Raw genomic sequence first — 18274 nt, forward strand, 5'->3', positions numbered from 1 at the left:
AATTTGTTCTCTCAGCTTTAATTTTCCTTACTTTCCTCTAGAAACGCTACTCACTGGAATTAGAATTAGAATTAAAGGCTCTTATAAAATTCATTCTGCTAAGAAGCTTAGCATTTTCAGGGGTAAGCAAATCTTGCAAGCTAGCAAGCTGATTAATGATTGCGATTTCGCGGGCGCACTCTTCTTGTAAAATTTTGATATAGCGGCTGCGAGCTTCTTCAGTCGGAGCAACTTTTAGCATTTGAATTGCCATCGTGATATTCGACAGCGGATCGCGCAACTCCTGAGAAAGGCTTTGTAGCAAATCTTCTGCGGTGGTGTTCATCCGCTGAAGCTCTCGCACTCTTTGCTGTAACCCTTTGGCTCGCTCGCGCTCAGCTGCGTATTGTTCCTTATAGATAGCCTGTTTTTCTAGCCGAATGGAAATTGCTTTGAGCAATTCATTTGTAGTACATGGTTTCGTTAAATAATCGTCTGCCCCTAACTCCATACCTTTTCGCGTAGAACTTCTGTCATCTTTAGCAGTAAGAAAAATTAAGGGAATTGTCGCCGTCACCGGCTCGCTTCTTAAGGCTGTCAGCACAGCATAACCATCAAGGTTTGGCATCATAATGTCGCAAATAATTAAATCGGGCAAATATTCTCGCGCTAACTGAATGCCTAGCAAGCCATTACTTGCCTCAAGCGCCTCAAAATTTTCTGCATCTAATAATTCTAAAATGTTAGCGCGTACTGCTTCATCGTCTTCAATAACTAATATTTTTTTCATTTTCAGGGTGAGAAAGATCCAGACTAAACATGGTTTCTCATTGGCAGCGTCACCGTAAATGCAGTGCCGGCACCCACTTCACTTTGACACGATATCTGCCCACCGTGCAAGTCCACAGCTCTTTTAACAATGGCCAATCCCAGGCCGGTTCCAGAAATAGTCCCAACGTTTGTTCCTCGGTGGAAAGTCTCAAACAGACGTTTTTGATCTTCTGCGGTAATGCCGATCCCTTTGTCTTCAATGCGAAAAACTGCCTGATCCTGCTCACAGGTGAGTTCAAACTTAATCGAGCTTTTTGGGGGAGAATACTTAATCGCATTAGAAAGCAAATTACTGAGAATATGCCGCAACAGTTTTTCATCCATTTTGGCTTCAGTACAGTCCCCCAGGCAAATCCACTCAATGGGGTGCTGATAATCCGTGTTGAGTTGCATTTCTTCCATGATTTCTCCGCAAAATTTTTTCAACTCTACACCCGTTGGGTTAAATTCTAGTTTGCCCGCATCCGTTTGGCCAATCACCAAAATGTAATCTAACATTTCAGTCATCTGTTTGATAGCGGTTTGAATTCGATGTAAATGAGTGACTTTTTTCTCCTCTGTCCATCGATCTCCGTAATTTTCTAGTAAAGTCGCAGAAAAAAGGATCGTAGACATGGGAGTGCGGAACTCATGGGAAACCATCGAAACAAAGCGAGACTTCAGCTCATTCAGTTCTTTTTCTTTTTCCAAGGCTTTACGAACTTCTGCTTCCGCCTTGGCTCTTGCCAAAGCAATTTCTAAAGTGGTGTGTAAATCTCTTTCTTCAAAAGGCTTGACGATATAGCCAAAAGGTTTAGTTTTTTTTGCTTTTTCTAAAGTTGCTTCATCCGTATGAGAAGTTAAAAATACCACAGGAACCTGATAGAGCGTGCGAATCACTTCAGCCGCTTCCACGCCATCCATTTTTCCTTGCAGCATAATATCCATCAAGACTAAATCTGGATGAATTTCTGCAACTTTCTCTATCGCTTTTTCTCCCGAAGAAACAATAGCCTCCACCGCATATCCCAAATTCTTTAAACTATTTTTTAGATCGAGAGCAATAATTCTCTCGTCTTCGACGATAATAATACTTGCCTTAGCCATTCTTCGTTCCTATTTTTTAATTTATTCCAAATTTAATTATAAACTTAGTCCCATGAGCGGTATTTAAATCAATGCTTCCCCCAAGTTGCTCAGCCAAATTAAAAACCAACTGCAACCCTAATGAATCGGTTTGCTCTAAATCAAAATCTGAAGGCAAACCTACTCCATTATCGCTGATCAGTAAACTATATTCATTTTCTCTTTCTAAAGAAAATTCTACACAAATTTCCCCACACAAATCGGGGGTAAATGCGTATTTAATCGAATTAGAAACCAATTCATTAATGATCAACCCACAAGGAATTGCTGTATCAACATCAAGGGAAATATTATCAACCCTTAATTTCAACTCAATCGCCTGGGAAGAAACTCCATAGGAACTAAATAAATTTCCTAAGAGGTTGCGGATGTAGTCGGATAAATCAATTTTAGCTAAATCTGAGGAGCGATACAATTTTTCATGAATCAGCGCCATTGAACGAACCCGGTTGTAGCTGTCCTTAAACAGCGCCTGTGCCTCAATATCCTTAAGGTATGACGATTGCAACTTAAGCAAACTGGAAATAATCTGCAAATTGTTTTTAACGCGGTGGTGAATTTCTTTAAGCAGCACCTCTTTCTCTTTCAGGGAAGCTTTTAGCTGCTCCTGTGCCTGTTGGCGTTCGGTAATATCAATTGCCACTGAAACAGCAGCAGCGCCTTCCTGGTATTTCTGAGCAGCGATCAGGTAACTGCGCCGGCAACCATTCACTTGTGCCTCAATCACTTGGTTGGCGGCTAGCTTAGAACCGGCAAAAAACTGACGCATAAATTCACCAAACTCCGAGCCACCCTCAAAAAAGCCGAGTTCTTGACCGGCAAACGCTTCTGGAGACAAATTAACAGAAGCAGCCAGATGCCGGTTCACGCCGAGATATTGCAAATCTGAACTGATCCAAGAAACAAAACCTGGCACAGCATCTAAAACCGCACGCAATTGAGCCTTAGCAGCCTGTAGCGCTTCCTCTGCTTGCTTGCGTTCAGTGATGTCTGTTCCAATCCCAATAAAGTGAGTGAGAGTACCGTGATCATCATAAATGGGGGCAAGACTTAACTCATTCCAAAATAAAGATCCATCTTTGCGGTAGTTGCGTAAAACGACGCTGCACTCTTGCCCTTGTTTAAGCGCACGCCGCAGTGCTATTAAACCGACTTGATTCGTCTCCCTGCCTTGCAGAAACCGGCAGTTTAGTCCAAGGACTTCTGCGGCGCTGTAACCCGTCATGCGCTCGAAAGCAGGATTAACATAAATCAGCGGCATATCCGGTAATCTGGCATCGGAAATCGCAATTCCATTGCTGCTGGCTGCAATTGCCCGTTCCTGTATTTTTAATATCTCCTCGACCTGCTTGCGCGCACTGATGTCGCGACAGACACAAATTAACCCACCATCTGCAATCACAGTCAGCGACACGTCTGCTAAAAATGTCGTGCCATCCCGTTTCTTGCCCGTTGCTTCTCCTTGCCAATTTCCCTTTTGCCAAAGTCCGGGTAAAATATCGGACTCAAAACGCTTAATTTCATCTGGATAATACATTTCTTGCCATCCTTTGCCGGCAAGTTGACTCACGCTGTCATATCCAAATATTTTGACGTGAGCCTCATTCATGTAGATATATTGACCTTCACTATTAAGAATAGCTATACCATCCATTGCCGCTTCCACGGCAGCTAACTGTCGCTGTAACGTCTCCTCAGCCTGCTTGCGCTCGGTAATGTCCATCACCACCCCGCTCATTCCCACAGGCCGGCCTGTGGGGTGGCGCAGAGCCTGGCCCTTAGCGGCAACCCAGTGGATGCTACCATCTGGCCAAAGAATGCGATGTTCGACATCACAGGATTTTCCTTCCTCCAAACTGCGAGAGATCGCCTGATTCAGATACTCGCGATCCTCTGGATGGATAGGATTGAAATAAGCCTCCCAAGTTCCAGGGAATGAGCCACTGGCAAACCCAAAAATTGATTCGGTTTTCTGGGACCAAGTTATCTTGGCCGTTTCAATATCCCAATCCCAAGTCCCCATCTGGGCGGTCTTGAGAGCCAGCCGCAGCCGCAACTCACTTTCACGCAGCGCCTCTTCTGCTTGCTTGCGCTCGGTGACATCGCGAGAAACAGTTACAAGTGCCTCCACCTCCTCGGTGTCTGGGTGGCGGACACTCCTGCCGGTGGATTCAAACCAGATGTAACGGTTGTCTTTGCAGCGAATGCGATAAGTGACGGTATAGGTGTCCGGCTGCTCTAGCAAGTTGGATTGGCACGTTTCGATCACCGGCACATCTTCTGGATGGAAAAACTCATAAGCGGAGTGGCCCACCAGTTCCTCCGGCTCGTATCCCAGTAGTGTGCGGCACGCCGGCGAGGTGTAGAGATAAACGCCCTCTGGGGTATGCCGGCTAATCATATCAGTCGCATGATCTGCCATCAACCGATAGCGTTCCTCGCTTTCTCGCAGAGCCGCCTCTGCTTGTTTGCGGTCGGTAACATCACGATCCATACCGCGATAACCCCGGAACACCCCATCTGCATCAAAAACCGGCGCTCCACTGGTTTCAAGAATAACCTGCCGGCCATCTTTGTGAATGTTTGTGTTTTCCACACAGACTAAGGGCTGTTGAGTTGCAACCAGCGGCCCAATAATGGTTGAAACGCGAAACGCTTCTGGTGGAGGCATTAAGTCAAAAGGTGTTTTACCCAAAACTTCCTCAGGTTCGTAGCCCAACAAATCGCGCACTTTAGGACTGGCGTATGTGTAGACAGCATTTTCATCAATTTCCCACACCCAGTCGCTAGTCGTTTCAATCAAATTGCGAAAGCGATCTTCTGAGTCTCGCAGTGCTTCTTCCACCTGCAATTTATCGGCAATTTCCCTTCGTAATTGTTCGTTCGTCTCGCTCAACTCTGCTGTGCGCTCTTGCACTCGCATTTCTAACTCTTGATTGACTTTTTGCAGCGCTTCTTCTGCTTGTTTAATAACCGTAACGTCCTCATAAGTGCCGAGAATTCCCACAACATTGCCGGCACTGTCATGCAGGGGAATTTTATTCGTATCTGCCCAAGATTCTTTGCCATCCGCTTGACGCTGGGTTTCGATGATATGAAATTCGGGCGTATCGGTTCCCATCACGCGAGCATCGCACTCGCGGAACCAGTCGGATTCCTCTTTTTTCCAGGCTAAATCGTAATCTGTTTTGCCGACAATCTCTTCAGGCGTATCAACACCGGCAACTCGTGCAAAGTTACGGTTGCAACCCAAATAAACAGAATTTCTATCTTTCCAGAAAATCAACTGCGGAATATTATCCATCACCAATTGCAGCATCTGCTTTGACTCTTGCATTGCTTTCTCAGTTAGCTTGCGCTCGGTGATATCGTTGCAAACAGCGAGGATATAGCGTGATTGACCATCTGAAGATATCAGCGGCTTTTTAATAGTCTGGAACCAGCGAATTTCTCCATTCGGGCTACTGACGGTTTCTTCTGGAATAATCTTGGGCTGCAACGCGCTCATTACTTGTTGATCGGCAGCCAAAAACTCCTCGACTTCTGCGGCATTCGGATTAAAATCTGCATCTTTTTTGCCGAGTAAATTGTCAACCGTTGTTCCATAAATATCGGCAAGGGCTTGGTTAACTAAAGTAAACTTTCCTTCCCAATCTTTGACAAAAATTAAATTAGGGTTGGTATCAATGACATGACGCAGAAACTCTTGTTGTTCTTTTAAAGCCAGTTCTGCCCGCTTGCGTTTGGTAATATTCAGGACGGTGCCTTCGCAGTAAAGCAGTGCGCCCTCGGCATTCCTTACAGCATGGGCATTCTCGGAAATCCAAATGATGCTGCCGTCAGCGCGATAAACTTGAGACTCAAACTCGGATACGCTTCCGTACTCTTGTATCAGTGCCATGAACTCGTCGCGTCGCGCTGGATTGACGTAGAGTTGCCGTCCAATGTCTGTGAGGTTGGCAATGAGTTCTGCCGGCGAGTTGTAGCCATAAATGCCGGCGAGGCTAGGATTGGCGCTGATGTAGCTTCCATCTGGTGTGGTTTGAAAGATGCCCTCAATCGCATTCTCGAAGATGCTGCGATATTTGGCTTCGCTTTGTTGCAAGGACCTTTCCACCCGTTGTCTCTCCCGCTGTTCCGCTTGCACCTGTTCACTGAGTTGGACTTGCTCAATGGCGAGGGTGCAGCGATCTCCAATTAACTTGACAAACTTCACTTCATCTGAATCCCAGATTCGTTCACGATCGCACTGATGCAAGGCGATCTCACCTACATAAGATTGCTGCCCGATCAGTGGCACAATCAAAATCGCGCGAATGCCGCACTCGTCAGCAGATTGCTGAAGTGCCGGTGCTAGCGAGTCATCAATGCGCGGCAAAATGAGGGGTTCGCCTTGAGCTAAGGTGTGGTGATAATTCCCAGAAAAATTACAATGGCTGCCGGCAAGACTTTCCGGTTGGGTTGCCTCTTCTGACATCTCGCAAGTCGCCATTTGAGTGCGGGAATCTGGCCAAAAAATCAGGCAACGGCTAGCTTCAAGCGCTTTTCGCAGCTGGTTGGCAGTTGTTTGCAAAATTTCATCCAAGGGAACTTGCTTACGGACAGCTTTGCTAATAGACTCAAGTATCCGGATCTGCTGGGCTTGTCGCTTCAGTTTTTGAGATTCTTGCTGAATTTGCCGGAAGTTTGCTTCAGCTAGCGCTGTGCGCTTTTGCATTTGTTTTATAAATTCGTTGTTGCGACGCAGTAAAAGTTCAATTCTTTTAGGTTGAAGTTGATCACCGGCAGGCTGAGGGGTTTTTACATTTTTGTACGTTTGCGCCGGCTCAAAAACTTGTAGCAAGTCGATCGCTGTAACAGTCCCCAGCAAAATTTCCTGAGTATTTTCTCGCGCCGTGACAAAAACCGGCTGCCGGTGCTGTAATTGCTGATACGCTGCCAGCAGAGAATCTTGTGGGGTTAGGGTATTTGCCGGCATTCTCATCAGTCCACAAGCCGGTGTTGTGGCAAGATCGAGCAATTGCGCCCCAGCTTGCACGATGTCCCACTCTGTAACAATTCCCAGTAGGATGGGTGGCTGGATATCTGCCGACTCAGTTTCTGATGAGATCGCAACCCAACTGACTTGATGTTCTATCATCAGTTGGGCAATCTTCTGCACCGGCGCATTCATTGGCGCGGTTATGATCTGCCTTGACATCACCGCTTCAACCGGCACCCCATTGAGGAGCTCAACTGCCGGCAGAACTTGCAGAATGGTTTCCCCAGTGATCGCGCCGATGAATGCACCAGAATTGTCCAAAACCGGCAGGTGATCAACCCGATGCCGGTGTAATAAGGATACGGCAGTGGAAAGATCTTGATTGTCAGTCAGCGTCAGGGTAACTGCCGGTTGAGTGATCGCTTCGCCAAGTTTTAGCTGTGCTAAATTTATCCCCCTGGTAATTAACCTCAGTGCATCTCGCTGGGTGAAAATGCCAAGCGGAAGCGCTTGAGGGTTGAACTGTGCCGGCAAAACTTGTTCGGGTTGCTGAGATTGACTCATCAGTACCAAGACATCTAGCACCGACGTGTCAGCGGCAACGCGCAAAGGATGCCGATTAATTGCCGGTTCTATGGTGGGCCAATTGAAAGACAGCTTGTTCAGTTGCATCACTCGTTTTTTGTCCTGTTTTTAAGAGAACTCATTTATCTATTTGTTGTCATCGGTATTAATAAGTAACTTTGAGATCGGGGCTTTTTGTAATGTACGCAACAAAACCCACAATTAGCTGTTATGCAAATAATTTTATTGATTGAAAAGAGGGGCAAAAGGGGTGAGGGATAGAAAGACTGAGGAATGCTGAGATATTGCTCTAAATTGGCTGCACGTTAGCTTATGGGGCAATTATTTGCCGACAAGCTTTTCAGCCGACACGATGCCGGCTAGAAATATTACACCCTCTCTAGGATTTTTATATTTCCAGAGAATTTGCTTGAAAAATTAGTGAAAATAGGCAAATTTGAAGTTTCTTGGCACAGATTTTTCTAAAAATCACAGAAATCTGTTGCCATCATTACTCAAAAAAATTATTGATATGTTCTACCATATCTCAGTTTTTCGGAAATGGTTGTGCCGGCAGGAAACAATGAGTTAAGTTGATGTAAAGAAAAGCGGTATTTTGTATATTCAAATTCACAATATTTATTTAATAAAAACTTAGAGAGCAGCAGGATAGCGGATGAGGGATAGCGGATGAAGTGAGAATTCCTGCTTTTGCTGTATCAAACTCTACCGAACGAAACGGGTAAACCGGCTAAGGTTTGTAAAGAACTAAATTGTGATCTAGGCTACACCACCATGCGGTTAGAGCAGTTGCAAGCCTTCTTAGCAGTCGCTGAAACCGGCAGCTTTCAGCAAGCAGCCCGAAAGTGCGGCGTCACGCAATCAACCATCAGCCGGCAAGTACAGGCGCTAGAAGCCGACTTGGGTTTGCCGTTGTTTCACCGAACAGCGCAGGCTAAGCTGACTCTAGGAGGCGAACGCTTTTTCCCTCACGCCCGCAAAATTTGTCAGGAGTGGGACAATGCCACGCAAGAATTAGCGGATTTGCTGGCAGGGAAACAGCCAGAACTTTGCGTTGCCGCGATTCACTCGGTGTGCGCCTACACCTTGCCGCCGGTGTTGCAAAAATTTGGTCAAAATTATCCAGAGGTGCAGTTGCGGGTAACTTCCCTCGGCAGTGATCGCGCCTTGAAAGTTCTGAAAGATGGACTGGTGGATATTGCGATCGTCATGAATAACCGCTTTTTAACGGCGAGTCCCGATCTAGTGGTGGATGTGCTCTACAACGAACCGCTAGAGATATTAATGGCAGGCGATCATCCCCTGACTCAGTATGAAGCGGTTCCCTGGAAAGAATTAGGGCGTTATCCGCAAGTGCTGTTTAAAGACGGTTACGGAATGCAGCGCCTCGTACAAGAACAATTTGAACGGCGGGGAATGAAGTTGCAGACGGCGTTGGAGTTGAACACGCTGGATGCTTTCCGAGGTGTGGTGCGTCAGGGAGAAATGATTGCGTTGTTACCGAAGTCTGCCCTAATTGAGGCGCTAAGCGATCCCAGCCTTGCAATTCGCTCAATTGAAACCGACAAAGATAAGCTTGGTGAGCCGGCTTTAACCCGTCAAGTGGTGCTGGTAACGTCTCGTGATCGACTACAAATTCCGCCCATTCGGCGCTTCTATGAACTGGTGCATGAATTAGTGCCGGCGAATTTTAACCAATTACCGGGAAAAAAGCAGTCAACCCCGACACAACCCGTTCAAGTCGCATAATGCTTTAATCGAGCATAGGCGATTTGGTGTTTTTTACCATTTTGCAAAAGAGCTGCAAAAATCCAAAATGGTATTTAGATGTTGGGGGGAGTCACAGGCATGAGCAACGCATTTCGGGAATTACTGCGGAAAGTGGGCAGTGGCAACCACACCGGCAAAAATTTAAGCCGTGAAGAGGCAGCCGCCGCAACGAGGATGATGTTGCTAGAAGAAGCAACACCGGCTCAGATCGGGGCATTTTTAATCGCCCACCGGATCAAGCGCCCCACCGGCGAGGAATTGGCGGGGATGCTGGATGCTTATAGTGAACTGGGACAAACATTGCAACCTGCCGGTTTTAGCCGCCCTGTAACGGTTTTAGGCAGTCCTTATGATGGGCACGATCGCTACGCGCCGGTAACTCCGATAACCGCTTTAATCTTAGCAGCGGCTGGGGTGCCGGTGGTGTTGCATGGCGGTGATCGGATGCCGACGAAAGAAGGCGTTCCGCTGATTGAAATTTGGCAAGGTTTGGGCGTTAACTGGGATCGTCTGGATATCGGGCAAACTCAGCACGTCTTTGAAAAAACGCTATTAGGATTTGTTTATCTACCGAACCATTTTCCCCACGCTTATCAAATGGTTCCTTACCGTTCCCAAATTGGCAAACGTCCCCCTTTCTCAACACTAGAGTTGATTTGGTGCCCTTATGCCGGCGACGCTCATATTATTGCAGGATTTGTCCATCCGCCCACAGAAGGAATGTTCCAAGATGCATTAGCATTGCGAGGCATCCAGCGGTTTACAACCGTGAAGGGATTAGAAGGCAGTTGTAACTTATCCCGCGATCGCACGGCGATTATTGGCATTCAAGAACCCGATGTCCCTTTTGAGCGCATCCTTCTGCCTCCCCGTGATTATGGTTTTGATGGCAGTGATCTGCCTTTTGAGTCTAACGCTCAGCTTGTGGAACAGATGCAGGCAGTTTTGCAAGGTAAACCTTCTGAATTGATGCAGTCTGCAATTTGGAATGGTGGGTTTTATCTGTGGCGTTGTGGTGTGTGTGCAGATATGCCGGCGGGAATTGCTCAAGCTGAAGCCATGCTGACAAAAGGTGCTGTTGCTGAGAAATTAGCGGAAATTAGTAAAGCGGTTTCTTCTGTGCAATTGACTCCCCAAGTTTGATCGGATGTTTATGATCAGCCGGCAGGGTTAATATGTTGTAGGGGCGTAGAGCATTCGGGCAGCCACTCTTCGATGTTATTGCTACAATTCTCTTTCCCAAGACTACGCCCTTAATAGAGCAATTATCAATATAGTAGCTCTCACTAGGGTAGAGATGTTAGGTCAAATTCGCTTTTTTCTCTTTTTAAGCTGATAGTAATCGCCTACAAGATAAAAGGTTTGTGATGAAAGTTTAGGTGCAGCGATAAAGATCCAATGCGAGGGTTGACTGTATGAAGACCCAACTCAATCTGGCTGAGTTGACTAATTTTGCTGACTGGTGCCGCGCCAAAGATAGCTTACCATCAGAAGCGAAGCGTACCGTCGAAGCATTGCTAGAACTGGTTGAATGGAACTATGTCTGGAGTTGAATGCCGGCTCAAATTATGACAGCGCTAAAGAGTGAGAGTAAAGAACGTATCTTTTTAGCCTGCAAAGAGTTAGGTCTTAGCGACTAATACGACGAGTTTCCTTTGGAGGATGTAAAGAGTTTGTTACCTGACGATCTCAGGACAAATCTAGAGAGTGAGAGTTCAGAACGCATCTTTTTAGCCTATACAAAATTAAGCCTTCAGAGCTTCTTTTGCGGGTCTTCCTACTCCTACGGCTATTCCTACCAGCTTACGGATCTACGTCCGTTGGCATCGTTCACCCAGCGAACCAGCCTGGATCTTAATGGTTGGAAAAGTGAGAACAACAGCTACAGCTACGGCAAACTGTCCGACATTAACATTCTTGCGAACTTCACGAACCTTACTGAACTCAATCTCGGCAAAAATAGCATTACAGGTCTGAGTCCTCTGGCTGCTTTGACCAAGTTAAGAGTGTTAGATCTCTCAGATAATCCCATCACCGATCTGTCTCCCCTCAGTGCCTTGAAGAAACTGACGGATTTGAAGCTTGATGGATGCCAACTGACAGAGGAGATGGATTTTAGTCCGTTGCTGGCGTTGACTCAACTACAATCTTTGGATCTGTCCAGAAATTTGATTGGTGATCGCTCCTTAGAAACGATCACACGACTGACAACGCTGAAAAATTTAAATGTTAGCTACAACCGAATTACAGATATCAGACGGCTGGAAACCTTACCGAACTTGTTACAGTTACGTTCTGTACGTGCATGGGATTGGTAAAATTGCGTCGAGATGCCGAGCGGTACAAGAACCCTTACACAACACCTTGAAAGAGCTGAAAACAAAGCAGTTTTGTCTAAGAAATGGCGATTGCTCGACTTATAGAACTGCAATCTCAGAGCAAACAACTATCTAACTACCGCCATAGCATACAGCGATTTTATTTTTCAGCAAAAGCTTTTTGAAATCACTATTTCGGGTTTACCAGTATCAGAATTACATTTTTATACTACAATAAACTACATGATATAACACGAAATGGAGTAAAAATAAGCGATGCAACCCCTACGTCAAGGCGATGTAATTTTGATACCCGCATCTGAAACGGTTAATGAAGCCAAGCTCGCACATTTAACGCTGGCAGAAGGCGAGGTGACAGGGCATCGCCATCGCATCACTCAGGGCCAAGCAGAACTGTATGAGCGAAATGGAACCCTGTATCTGAAGGTGCGATCTCGCACAGCACTGTTGACCCACGAAGAACATCAGCCGATCGCGATTCCTAAAGGTGACTGGATGGTACGAATTCAGCGCGAATATGAACCGGAAGGATGGCGATATGTTGCCGACTGATCTATCGCCCAAAGCTCAACAGATAATCAATCGATTATCTGCGATCGATTACGAAAACCCGCACATTTGCGAACAGCAAATTCGAGATGCGTTTTCCCGGCATCTCATAGCACTGAACCTGCACGATCGCTTTGTTGAGATTTATCGATCCTTTTATGCGGCATTTGATGCAGCGTGGGAGGATACCTATGATGCGACGTGGGATGCAGCGTTTGAAGCAGCCCAGAAGGCTGTGAGTGATGCAGCGTGGGAGACTGCGAGTAAGGCGGCGCGTGATGCTGTAAATCATTTTATGAGTGAAGCGGCGATGGAGGCTGCAAGGAAGGCTGCATTTGATGTGGCGAGTGATGCTGCATGTGATGCTCCACATGTTGGCGCGGTTCAGGCGGCGTGGGAAGCTGCGTTTAAGACAGCGCAGGAAGCTGCGTGTGATGCTGCACTTAGAGCTGTGAATAAGACCGCTAGCGATCCTCTGTGGAATGTGGCGTGGAATGATGGGTTTGATAGGGCGTTTTCTCAGGCGTGGCATGATGCGAAGGAAGCGGTGAAGGAGGTGGCAAATGGTCCTGTGCCTAGGACTGGGTGGGATGATGCGTGGAATGCTGCGTTTAGGTCTGCGTGGAAGAGTTGGACTGATTGTGATTATGCGCGTGATCGCGCGTTTAAGGCTGCGAGTGATGCGGCAGATTTTAATCTGGATTTTGCTACGTGGTGTGCTGCGAGGGGTAGTGCGAGAAAAGCAGCCTCCATCGCAGTATGTGATGGTGTTCTGGGGGAGGCTGTGAGTGCAGTGGAGTGCGCTGTTGTGTGCGTCAATTCCACGATTAGCAGCCCTCAGCACGAGCAATTGTGTGCTGTATGGATGCCCTTTGTAGATGCAATTGAAGCGGGGTTGTTTGATTTTTTGGTGACACCAACAAAAGTCATTGCCCTCACCCTGCCGGTGATGGGAATTGAGGAAAATCGGCTTCATCAGCTTCACGCAGATGGTCAGCCTGCTGTTCAATGGTCAGACTGGGAGCGCTACTATTTTTGGCATGGAACCGAGATTCCCCAGAAGTACGGAGCGGTTTTGTCACAGAATTGGCGATCACAATGGCTGCTGGAAGAACCAAACGCAGAATTTCGGCGCGTGTTGATTCAAGGAATTGGCTACGATCGCATCGTGCAAGACCTTGAAGCCATAGAATTAGATGCTTGGCGTGAATACTCGCTGTTGAAGATTCAGGCAGATATCGATCTTGAACCGATCCATCTGTTAAAAATGACTTGCCCTAGCACGAATCATATTCACGTTTTGCGCGTTCCTCCTCACCTCACTTCTGCCCGTGAAGCCATTCGCTGGGTAAATTGGGATGTTGACTCCGAAACTTTTGTCGCAGAAACCTAAAAATTGCTGAACTGGCAATAATCGCACAACTTTCTTTTAGCAGGTTTGATTGTAATTGCTCTCCCAAACAAATTTGAACACCTGGAGAATCTCATGAAACTAGATTTATCGCGCCAAGGACTTAAAGAACTTCCATCTGATTTTTTTCAACAGTATAAAGACTTGGAAGAACTTAATCTAGAGCAAAACAACCTTGTCAAGTTACCCGCTGAAATTTGTGAATTACAAAGCTTAAAAAAACTTATTTTAAATCATAATAGTTTAACGGAATTACCAGCCAAAATTGGTAAATTACAAGATTTACAAGAACTCGAATTATGGAATAACAATCTTACAGTATTACCCCCTGAAATCGGATATCTAAGGAATTTAAAGAACCTCAATATATGGGGAAATAAGCTTACAGAGTTATCCTCAGAAATCGGTCAATTACAAAATTTACAAGAACTAAGTTTGACTTACCCTAAATTTACAACATTACCACCGGAAATTGGTCAATTGCAAAACTTACAACGACTCCTTTTATGGATAGATCGGAGTATAAAATTGCCATCTGAAATTTTTCAAATCAAAAACTTACAATATCTTTTTCTACAACTATCTGTAAATGCAGATTATATCCCAGTATTTCTACTACAGATTCAAGAATTGCAAAATTTACAAGAACTCAAGATAAGTAGCAACGAGATCACAAAAATACCACCAGAAATTGGACTGTTAAAAAACTTAGTAAAACTTAATTGGAGAAGTAAACTTACAAAGTTACCCTCAGAAATTGGTCAATTACAAAATTTACAAGAACTTAGTTTAACTTCCAATCAGATCGCAAAATTACTACCAGAAATCGGACAATTCCAAAGTTTGAAAATCCTCAATTTAAGCAACAATCAACTTACAGCATTACCACCAGAAATTGGACAACTGCAAAATTTACAAGTCCTCAATTTAAAGGAGAATGAACTTACAGCATTACCCCGGGAAATTGGACAACTGCAAAATTTACAAGTCCTTAATTTAGAAGAAAATGAACTTACAGGATTACCACCGGAAATTGGACAACTACAAAACTTACAAACTCTCATTTTATATAATAATGAAGAAATCGAAACATTACCATCCGATATTGGTCATTTAGAAAATTTGCAAGAACTAAAATTGGGAGGAACATGGACATCCAGTATCACAAAATTGCCGCCTGAAATTGGAAAACTACAAAACTTACAAAAGCTAATCGTATTGTCCGGTAAACTTACAGAATTGCCGCCTGAAATTGGAAACCTGCAAAATTTACAAAAACTCGAATTATGGAAAACTCATCTTACGGAATTGCCACCCGAAATTGGACAGTTGCAAAATTTACAAGAATTCCATCTAATAACTGATAAATTGCCACCCGAAATTGGACAGTTGCAAAATTTACAAGAACTCCATCTAGCGACTGATAAATTGCCACCCGAAATTGGACAGTTGCAAAATTTACAAGAACTCCATCTAACGACTGATAAATTGCCACCCGAAATTGGACGGTTGCAAAATTTACAAGAACTCCATCTAACAACATATAATGGTATAAAATCACTAGAGAAAATTGGACAATTGCAAAATTTACAAAAACTTATAATAAAGACATATAATCTTATAGAATTGCCACCCGAAATTGGACAACTGCAAAACTTAAAAGAAATTCATATAATTTGCCGAGATATCAAAACATTGCCACCGGAAATTGGACAACTTAAGAACTTGCGATTACTGAGCGTGTCGACTTTAGAGGATTTGGGATTCCAGGGTAATAACCTTACAAAATTGCCAGCGGAAATTGGACAACTGCAAAACTTACAACGGCTCGGGTTAAGGGACAATCAGATCACAGAACTGCCGCCCGAGATTGGGCAATTGCAAAACTTACAACAACTTCATCTAGAGGACAATCAGCTTACAACGTTGCCACTCGAAATAGCACAATTACAAAACTTGGCAGAAATTTCTTTAAGGGACAATCCCATTCAAAATTTGTCAGCACTCGCTAACCATCCCAATCAAAAGTTGAAAGTTTTGGCCTTTGGGGTTGAACTTCCTCGGCAATACTGGACTCATCTCAGCCAGTGGAAAGCAGAGTGGCTGCTCACCGAAAGCAATGCTGAAATTCGCAGACTATTGATTCAAGAAATTGGCTACGATCGCATCTGTGAGGAACTTCAATCTACAGAACTCGATAGTTGGCACGAATATAGCTTGCTCAAAATTGATGCGAATGTGCATGATGAACAGATCCATCTGTTGAAAATGACTTGTCCTAGCACGAATCGGATTCACGTTTTGCGGACACCACCTGATATTACTTCGGCGCGAGAGGCGATCTCTTGGTGCAATTGGGATATCGACCCCGAAGCTTTTGCAGTAGAAACCTGAAAATCGATGGAGCGACATCGCCAAATGTAAAGGATTTGAATCAGGAGGACAGGGAAGAATGGCTTGCAATTCTGCAAAAGAAATAGCCGTCAAAACGCTTAGCGTATCAAAATAAGCGCCATAAGTCTTGTGATACGGCCCTGTCAATTGCTCAAATTCATTCAAAGATGAAAACCATTGAATCATAAAGGCTAATACCTTAACTCCCGATTCTCTTATATTAGGAAATTCCACCGGATAAGCCATTGCCCGTTTAACTGTATTGGACAGGGGGCTAAATTTAGCAAGGTACGGTTACCCTCTATTAAGTCTCAAACAGAGAACCCACTGTACAATAGCAGCGTTCCGTAATTAACAGGGTAGGCGAACTTGCGCCCGTTTGTACTACTAGAATATAAGATTACATTCTTAACATAGAAATTAAGAATTTCCACCTTAGAACAGAACGCGAAAATTGAATAATCCTTTATAATCTAAACTTTAAATATCAATTAGATTGAGGAAACATTCATGTCTGTATTAGAAGGTTCTTGGACGCACGAATATATCACCACGAATGGAGTGAAACTTCATTATGTCACCCAAGGGGAAGGCCGGCTGATGCTGATGCTGCACGGGTTTCCAGAGTTTTGGTACTCTTGGCGGCATCAAATTCCAGAATTTGCCAAAAATTATAAAGTGGTTGCCGTTGATTTGCGAGGCTACAACGACAGCGACAAACCGAAAGAACAGTCCGCTTATAAAATGGCGGAATTTATTAAGGATGTAAAGGGAATTATCACAGGTTTAGGTTATGAAACCTGCGTACTCGCTGGACATGATTGGGGAGGCGCGATCGCCTGGAGCTTTGCTTACGCATATCCGGAACTGGTGGAAAAGTTGATTATTCTCAATCTTCCCCATCCGGCAAAATTTTCTCAAGGGTTAATGACTCCCCAACAATTGTTGAAGAGTTCCTATGCGTTTTTCTTCCAACTGCCGGGGTTGCCGGAATCGCTGTTGCAGTGGAACGATTATCAAGCAATTGGCACGGCTTTAACAGGTATGGCGGTGAATAAAAGCACGTTTTCCCCAGCAGATATTGAGGCTTACAAAAATTCTGCTTCCAAGCGGGGTGCGCTAACTGCCATGCTAAATTACTACCGCAATGTCTTTCAAGGCTTTTTAAACCCGCAGAAATGGGGAATCCTGGAAGTTCCAACTCTGATGATTTGGGGTGAAAAGGATACCGCCCTTGGCAAGGAATTAACTTACGGCACAGAAGCTTATGTGCGAAATTTTCAAATTCACTACATTCCCAATTGCAGCCATTGGGTGCAGCAGGAGCAACCTCAGTTGGTGAATCAGTATATGCGTGAGTTTTTGAGCCAGAATTGATTAAAGTTTGTATAAGCCTCGCTTTTATACATGGGAGATTTTGATGCAATCGCTTAAGATCGCAAGAGTGTTACTTGCATTCTAAGGTTCTAAGCGATGGCAGATTTGTTCGGAGATAATGGCAACAACCAGCTCGAAGGCAGCGCCCAAGCTGACTTGGTTCGCGGCTTTCAAGGCGATGATATCCTCTACGGTCAGGATGGAAATGATTATATCGAGGCGGCTGAAGGCAATGATAACGTATTCGGCGGAGAAAATAACGATACATTAATCGGCTTCGATGGAGACGATTATTTTGAAGGCAATCCGGGCGATGATTGGGTGTTTGGGAATCAGGGAAATGATGTAATTTATGGCGGTGCCGGCAGTGATATTCTCTTGTGCGGTCAAGGAGATGATCAGGTTTATGGAGAGGACGGCAACGACTATCTGAATGGCAATATCGGCAACGATGATATTGATGGCGGTGCCGGCAATGATACCCTGAACGGCGGTCAAAATGATGATTTTCTTTACGGGGCATCCGGTAGTGATCTGCTATCCGGCGATTTCGGCAATGACTTTATGAGCGGTGAAGATGGTGACGACACGCTGATTGCCGGCTTTGGTCAAGATGATATGAATGGAGGCAACGGTAATGATCTATTTTTATTTGCAAGTGGCACGGGTTATGATTTAATTGAAGACTTTCAGGCTGGGCGAGATCGGATTGGGTTAACGAATGGTTTAACTGTTGGGGATTTAACGATTGCGACCAGCCCCACGGATTCAAGAGATTCTGTGATTCAAGTTACCAGAACCGGCGAGTATTTAGCGGTTATCTATCGGGTGAGTGCTTCAGACGTTGATTCGTCTGATTTTCAGGTTTTTTAAGCCGGCTTTTCTGTTTTAAAGGCAATCAATTCTCTCTCTGCCGGTTTGGTTAATTAAACT

11 protein-coding genes and 2 pseudogenes are annotated in these 18274 nt (G+C 44.9%); 10 read left to right on the top strand and 3 right to left on the bottom strand.

Annotation, left to right across the window (positions count from 1 at the left end; genetic code table 11):
* Positions 1-46 precede the first annotated feature (46 nt).
* The 3 genes from H6F56_RS22650 to H6F56_RS22660 are packed head-to-tail and all read right to left on the bottom strand — an operon-like array spanning position 47 to position 7588.
* Positions 47-769, bottom strand: a complete 723-nt coding sequence (locus tag H6F56_RS22650) for a response regulator (RefSeq protein WP_190673195.1) — start codon at positions 767-769, stop codon at positions 47-49.
* A gap of 23 nt (positions 770-792) precedes the next feature.
* Positions 793-1896, bottom strand: a complete 1104-nt coding sequence (locus H6F56_RS22655; protein ID WP_190673197.1) for an ATP-binding protein — start codon at positions 1894-1896, stop codon at positions 793-795.
* Positions 1897-1912: 16 nt separating this feature from the next.
* Positions 1913-7588 (bottom strand): PAS domain S-box protein, encoded by a 5676-nt coding sequence (locus H6F56_RS22660; protein ID WP_190673199.1) that lies wholly within the window; start codon positions 7586-7588, stop codon positions 1913-1915.
* A gap of 687 nt (positions 7589-8275) precedes the next feature.
* On the opposite strand from H6F56_RS22660, the gene H6F56_RS22665 reads away from it, so the two are divergent.
* From H6F56_RS22665 to H6F56_RS22705, 10 genes and pseudogenes are all read left to right on the top strand, one after another.
* Positions 8276-9250, top strand: coding sequence for a LysR family transcriptional regulator (locus H6F56_RS22665; protein WP_190673294.1), 975 nt, complete (start codon positions 8276-8278; stop codon positions 9248-9250).
* Positions 9251-9349: 99 nt separating this feature from the next.
* Positions 9350-10414 carry an anthranilate phosphoribosyltransferase family protein gene (locus H6F56_RS22670; protein WP_190673201.1) on the top strand — a complete coding sequence of 355 codons (1065 nt, stop codon included), beginning with the start codon at positions 9350-9352 and terminating at the stop codon, positions 10412-10414.
* 272 nt (positions 10415-10686) lie between these two features.
* On the top strand, positions 10687-10824 hold the full coding sequence (locus H6F56_RS22675; protein WP_190673204.1) for a hypothetical protein: 138 nt from the start codon (positions 10687-10689) through the stop codon (positions 10822-10824).
* 120 nt (positions 10825-10944) lie between these two features.
* Positions 10945-11589 (top strand): leucine-rich repeat domain-containing protein, encoded by a 645-nt coding sequence (locus H6F56_RS22680; RefSeq protein WP_190673207.1) that lies wholly within the window; start codon positions 10945-10947, stop codon positions 11587-11589.
* 276 nt (positions 11590-11865) lie between these two features.
* Positions 11866-12162, top strand: coding sequence for a hypothetical protein (locus H6F56_RS22685; protein WP_190673210.1), 297 nt, complete (start codon positions 11866-11868; stop codon positions 12160-12162).
* Positions 12128-13552 (top strand): DUF6745 domain-containing protein, encoded by a 1425-nt coding sequence (locus tag H6F56_RS22690; protein WP_190673214.1) that lies wholly within the window; start codon positions 12128-12130, stop codon positions 13550-13552. The genes H6F56_RS22685 and H6F56_RS22690 overlap by 35 nt, the downstream gene beginning before the upstream one ends.
* Before the next feature lie 93 nt (positions 13553-13645).
* Positions 13646-15547, top strand: a pseudogene (locus H6F56_RS22695) (leucine-rich repeat domain-containing protein); the annotation flags it as partial.
* Between the two features lie 69 nt (positions 15548-15616).
* A pseudogene (locus tag H6F56_RS26555) lies at positions 15617-15964 on the top strand (DUF6745 domain-containing protein); the annotation flags it as partial.
* 510 nt (positions 15965-16474) lie between these two features.
* Positions 16475-17341 carry an alpha/beta fold hydrolase gene (locus H6F56_RS22700; RefSeq protein ID WP_190673220.1) on the top strand — a complete coding sequence of 289 codons (867 nt, stop codon included), beginning with the start codon at positions 16475-16477 and terminating at the stop codon, positions 17339-17341.
* Between the two features lie 96 nt (positions 17342-17437).
* Positions 17438-18214 (top strand): calcium-binding protein, encoded by a 777-nt coding sequence (locus H6F56_RS22705; RefSeq protein WP_190673223.1) that lies wholly within the window; start codon positions 17438-17440, stop codon positions 18212-18214.
* Positions 18215-18274 lie beyond the last annotated feature (60 nt).

The organism is Microcoleus sp. FACHB-672, from assembly GCF_014695725.1.
Lineage (GTDB): Bacteria > Cyanobacteriota > Cyanobacteriia > Cyanobacteriales > Oscillatoriaceae > FACHB-68.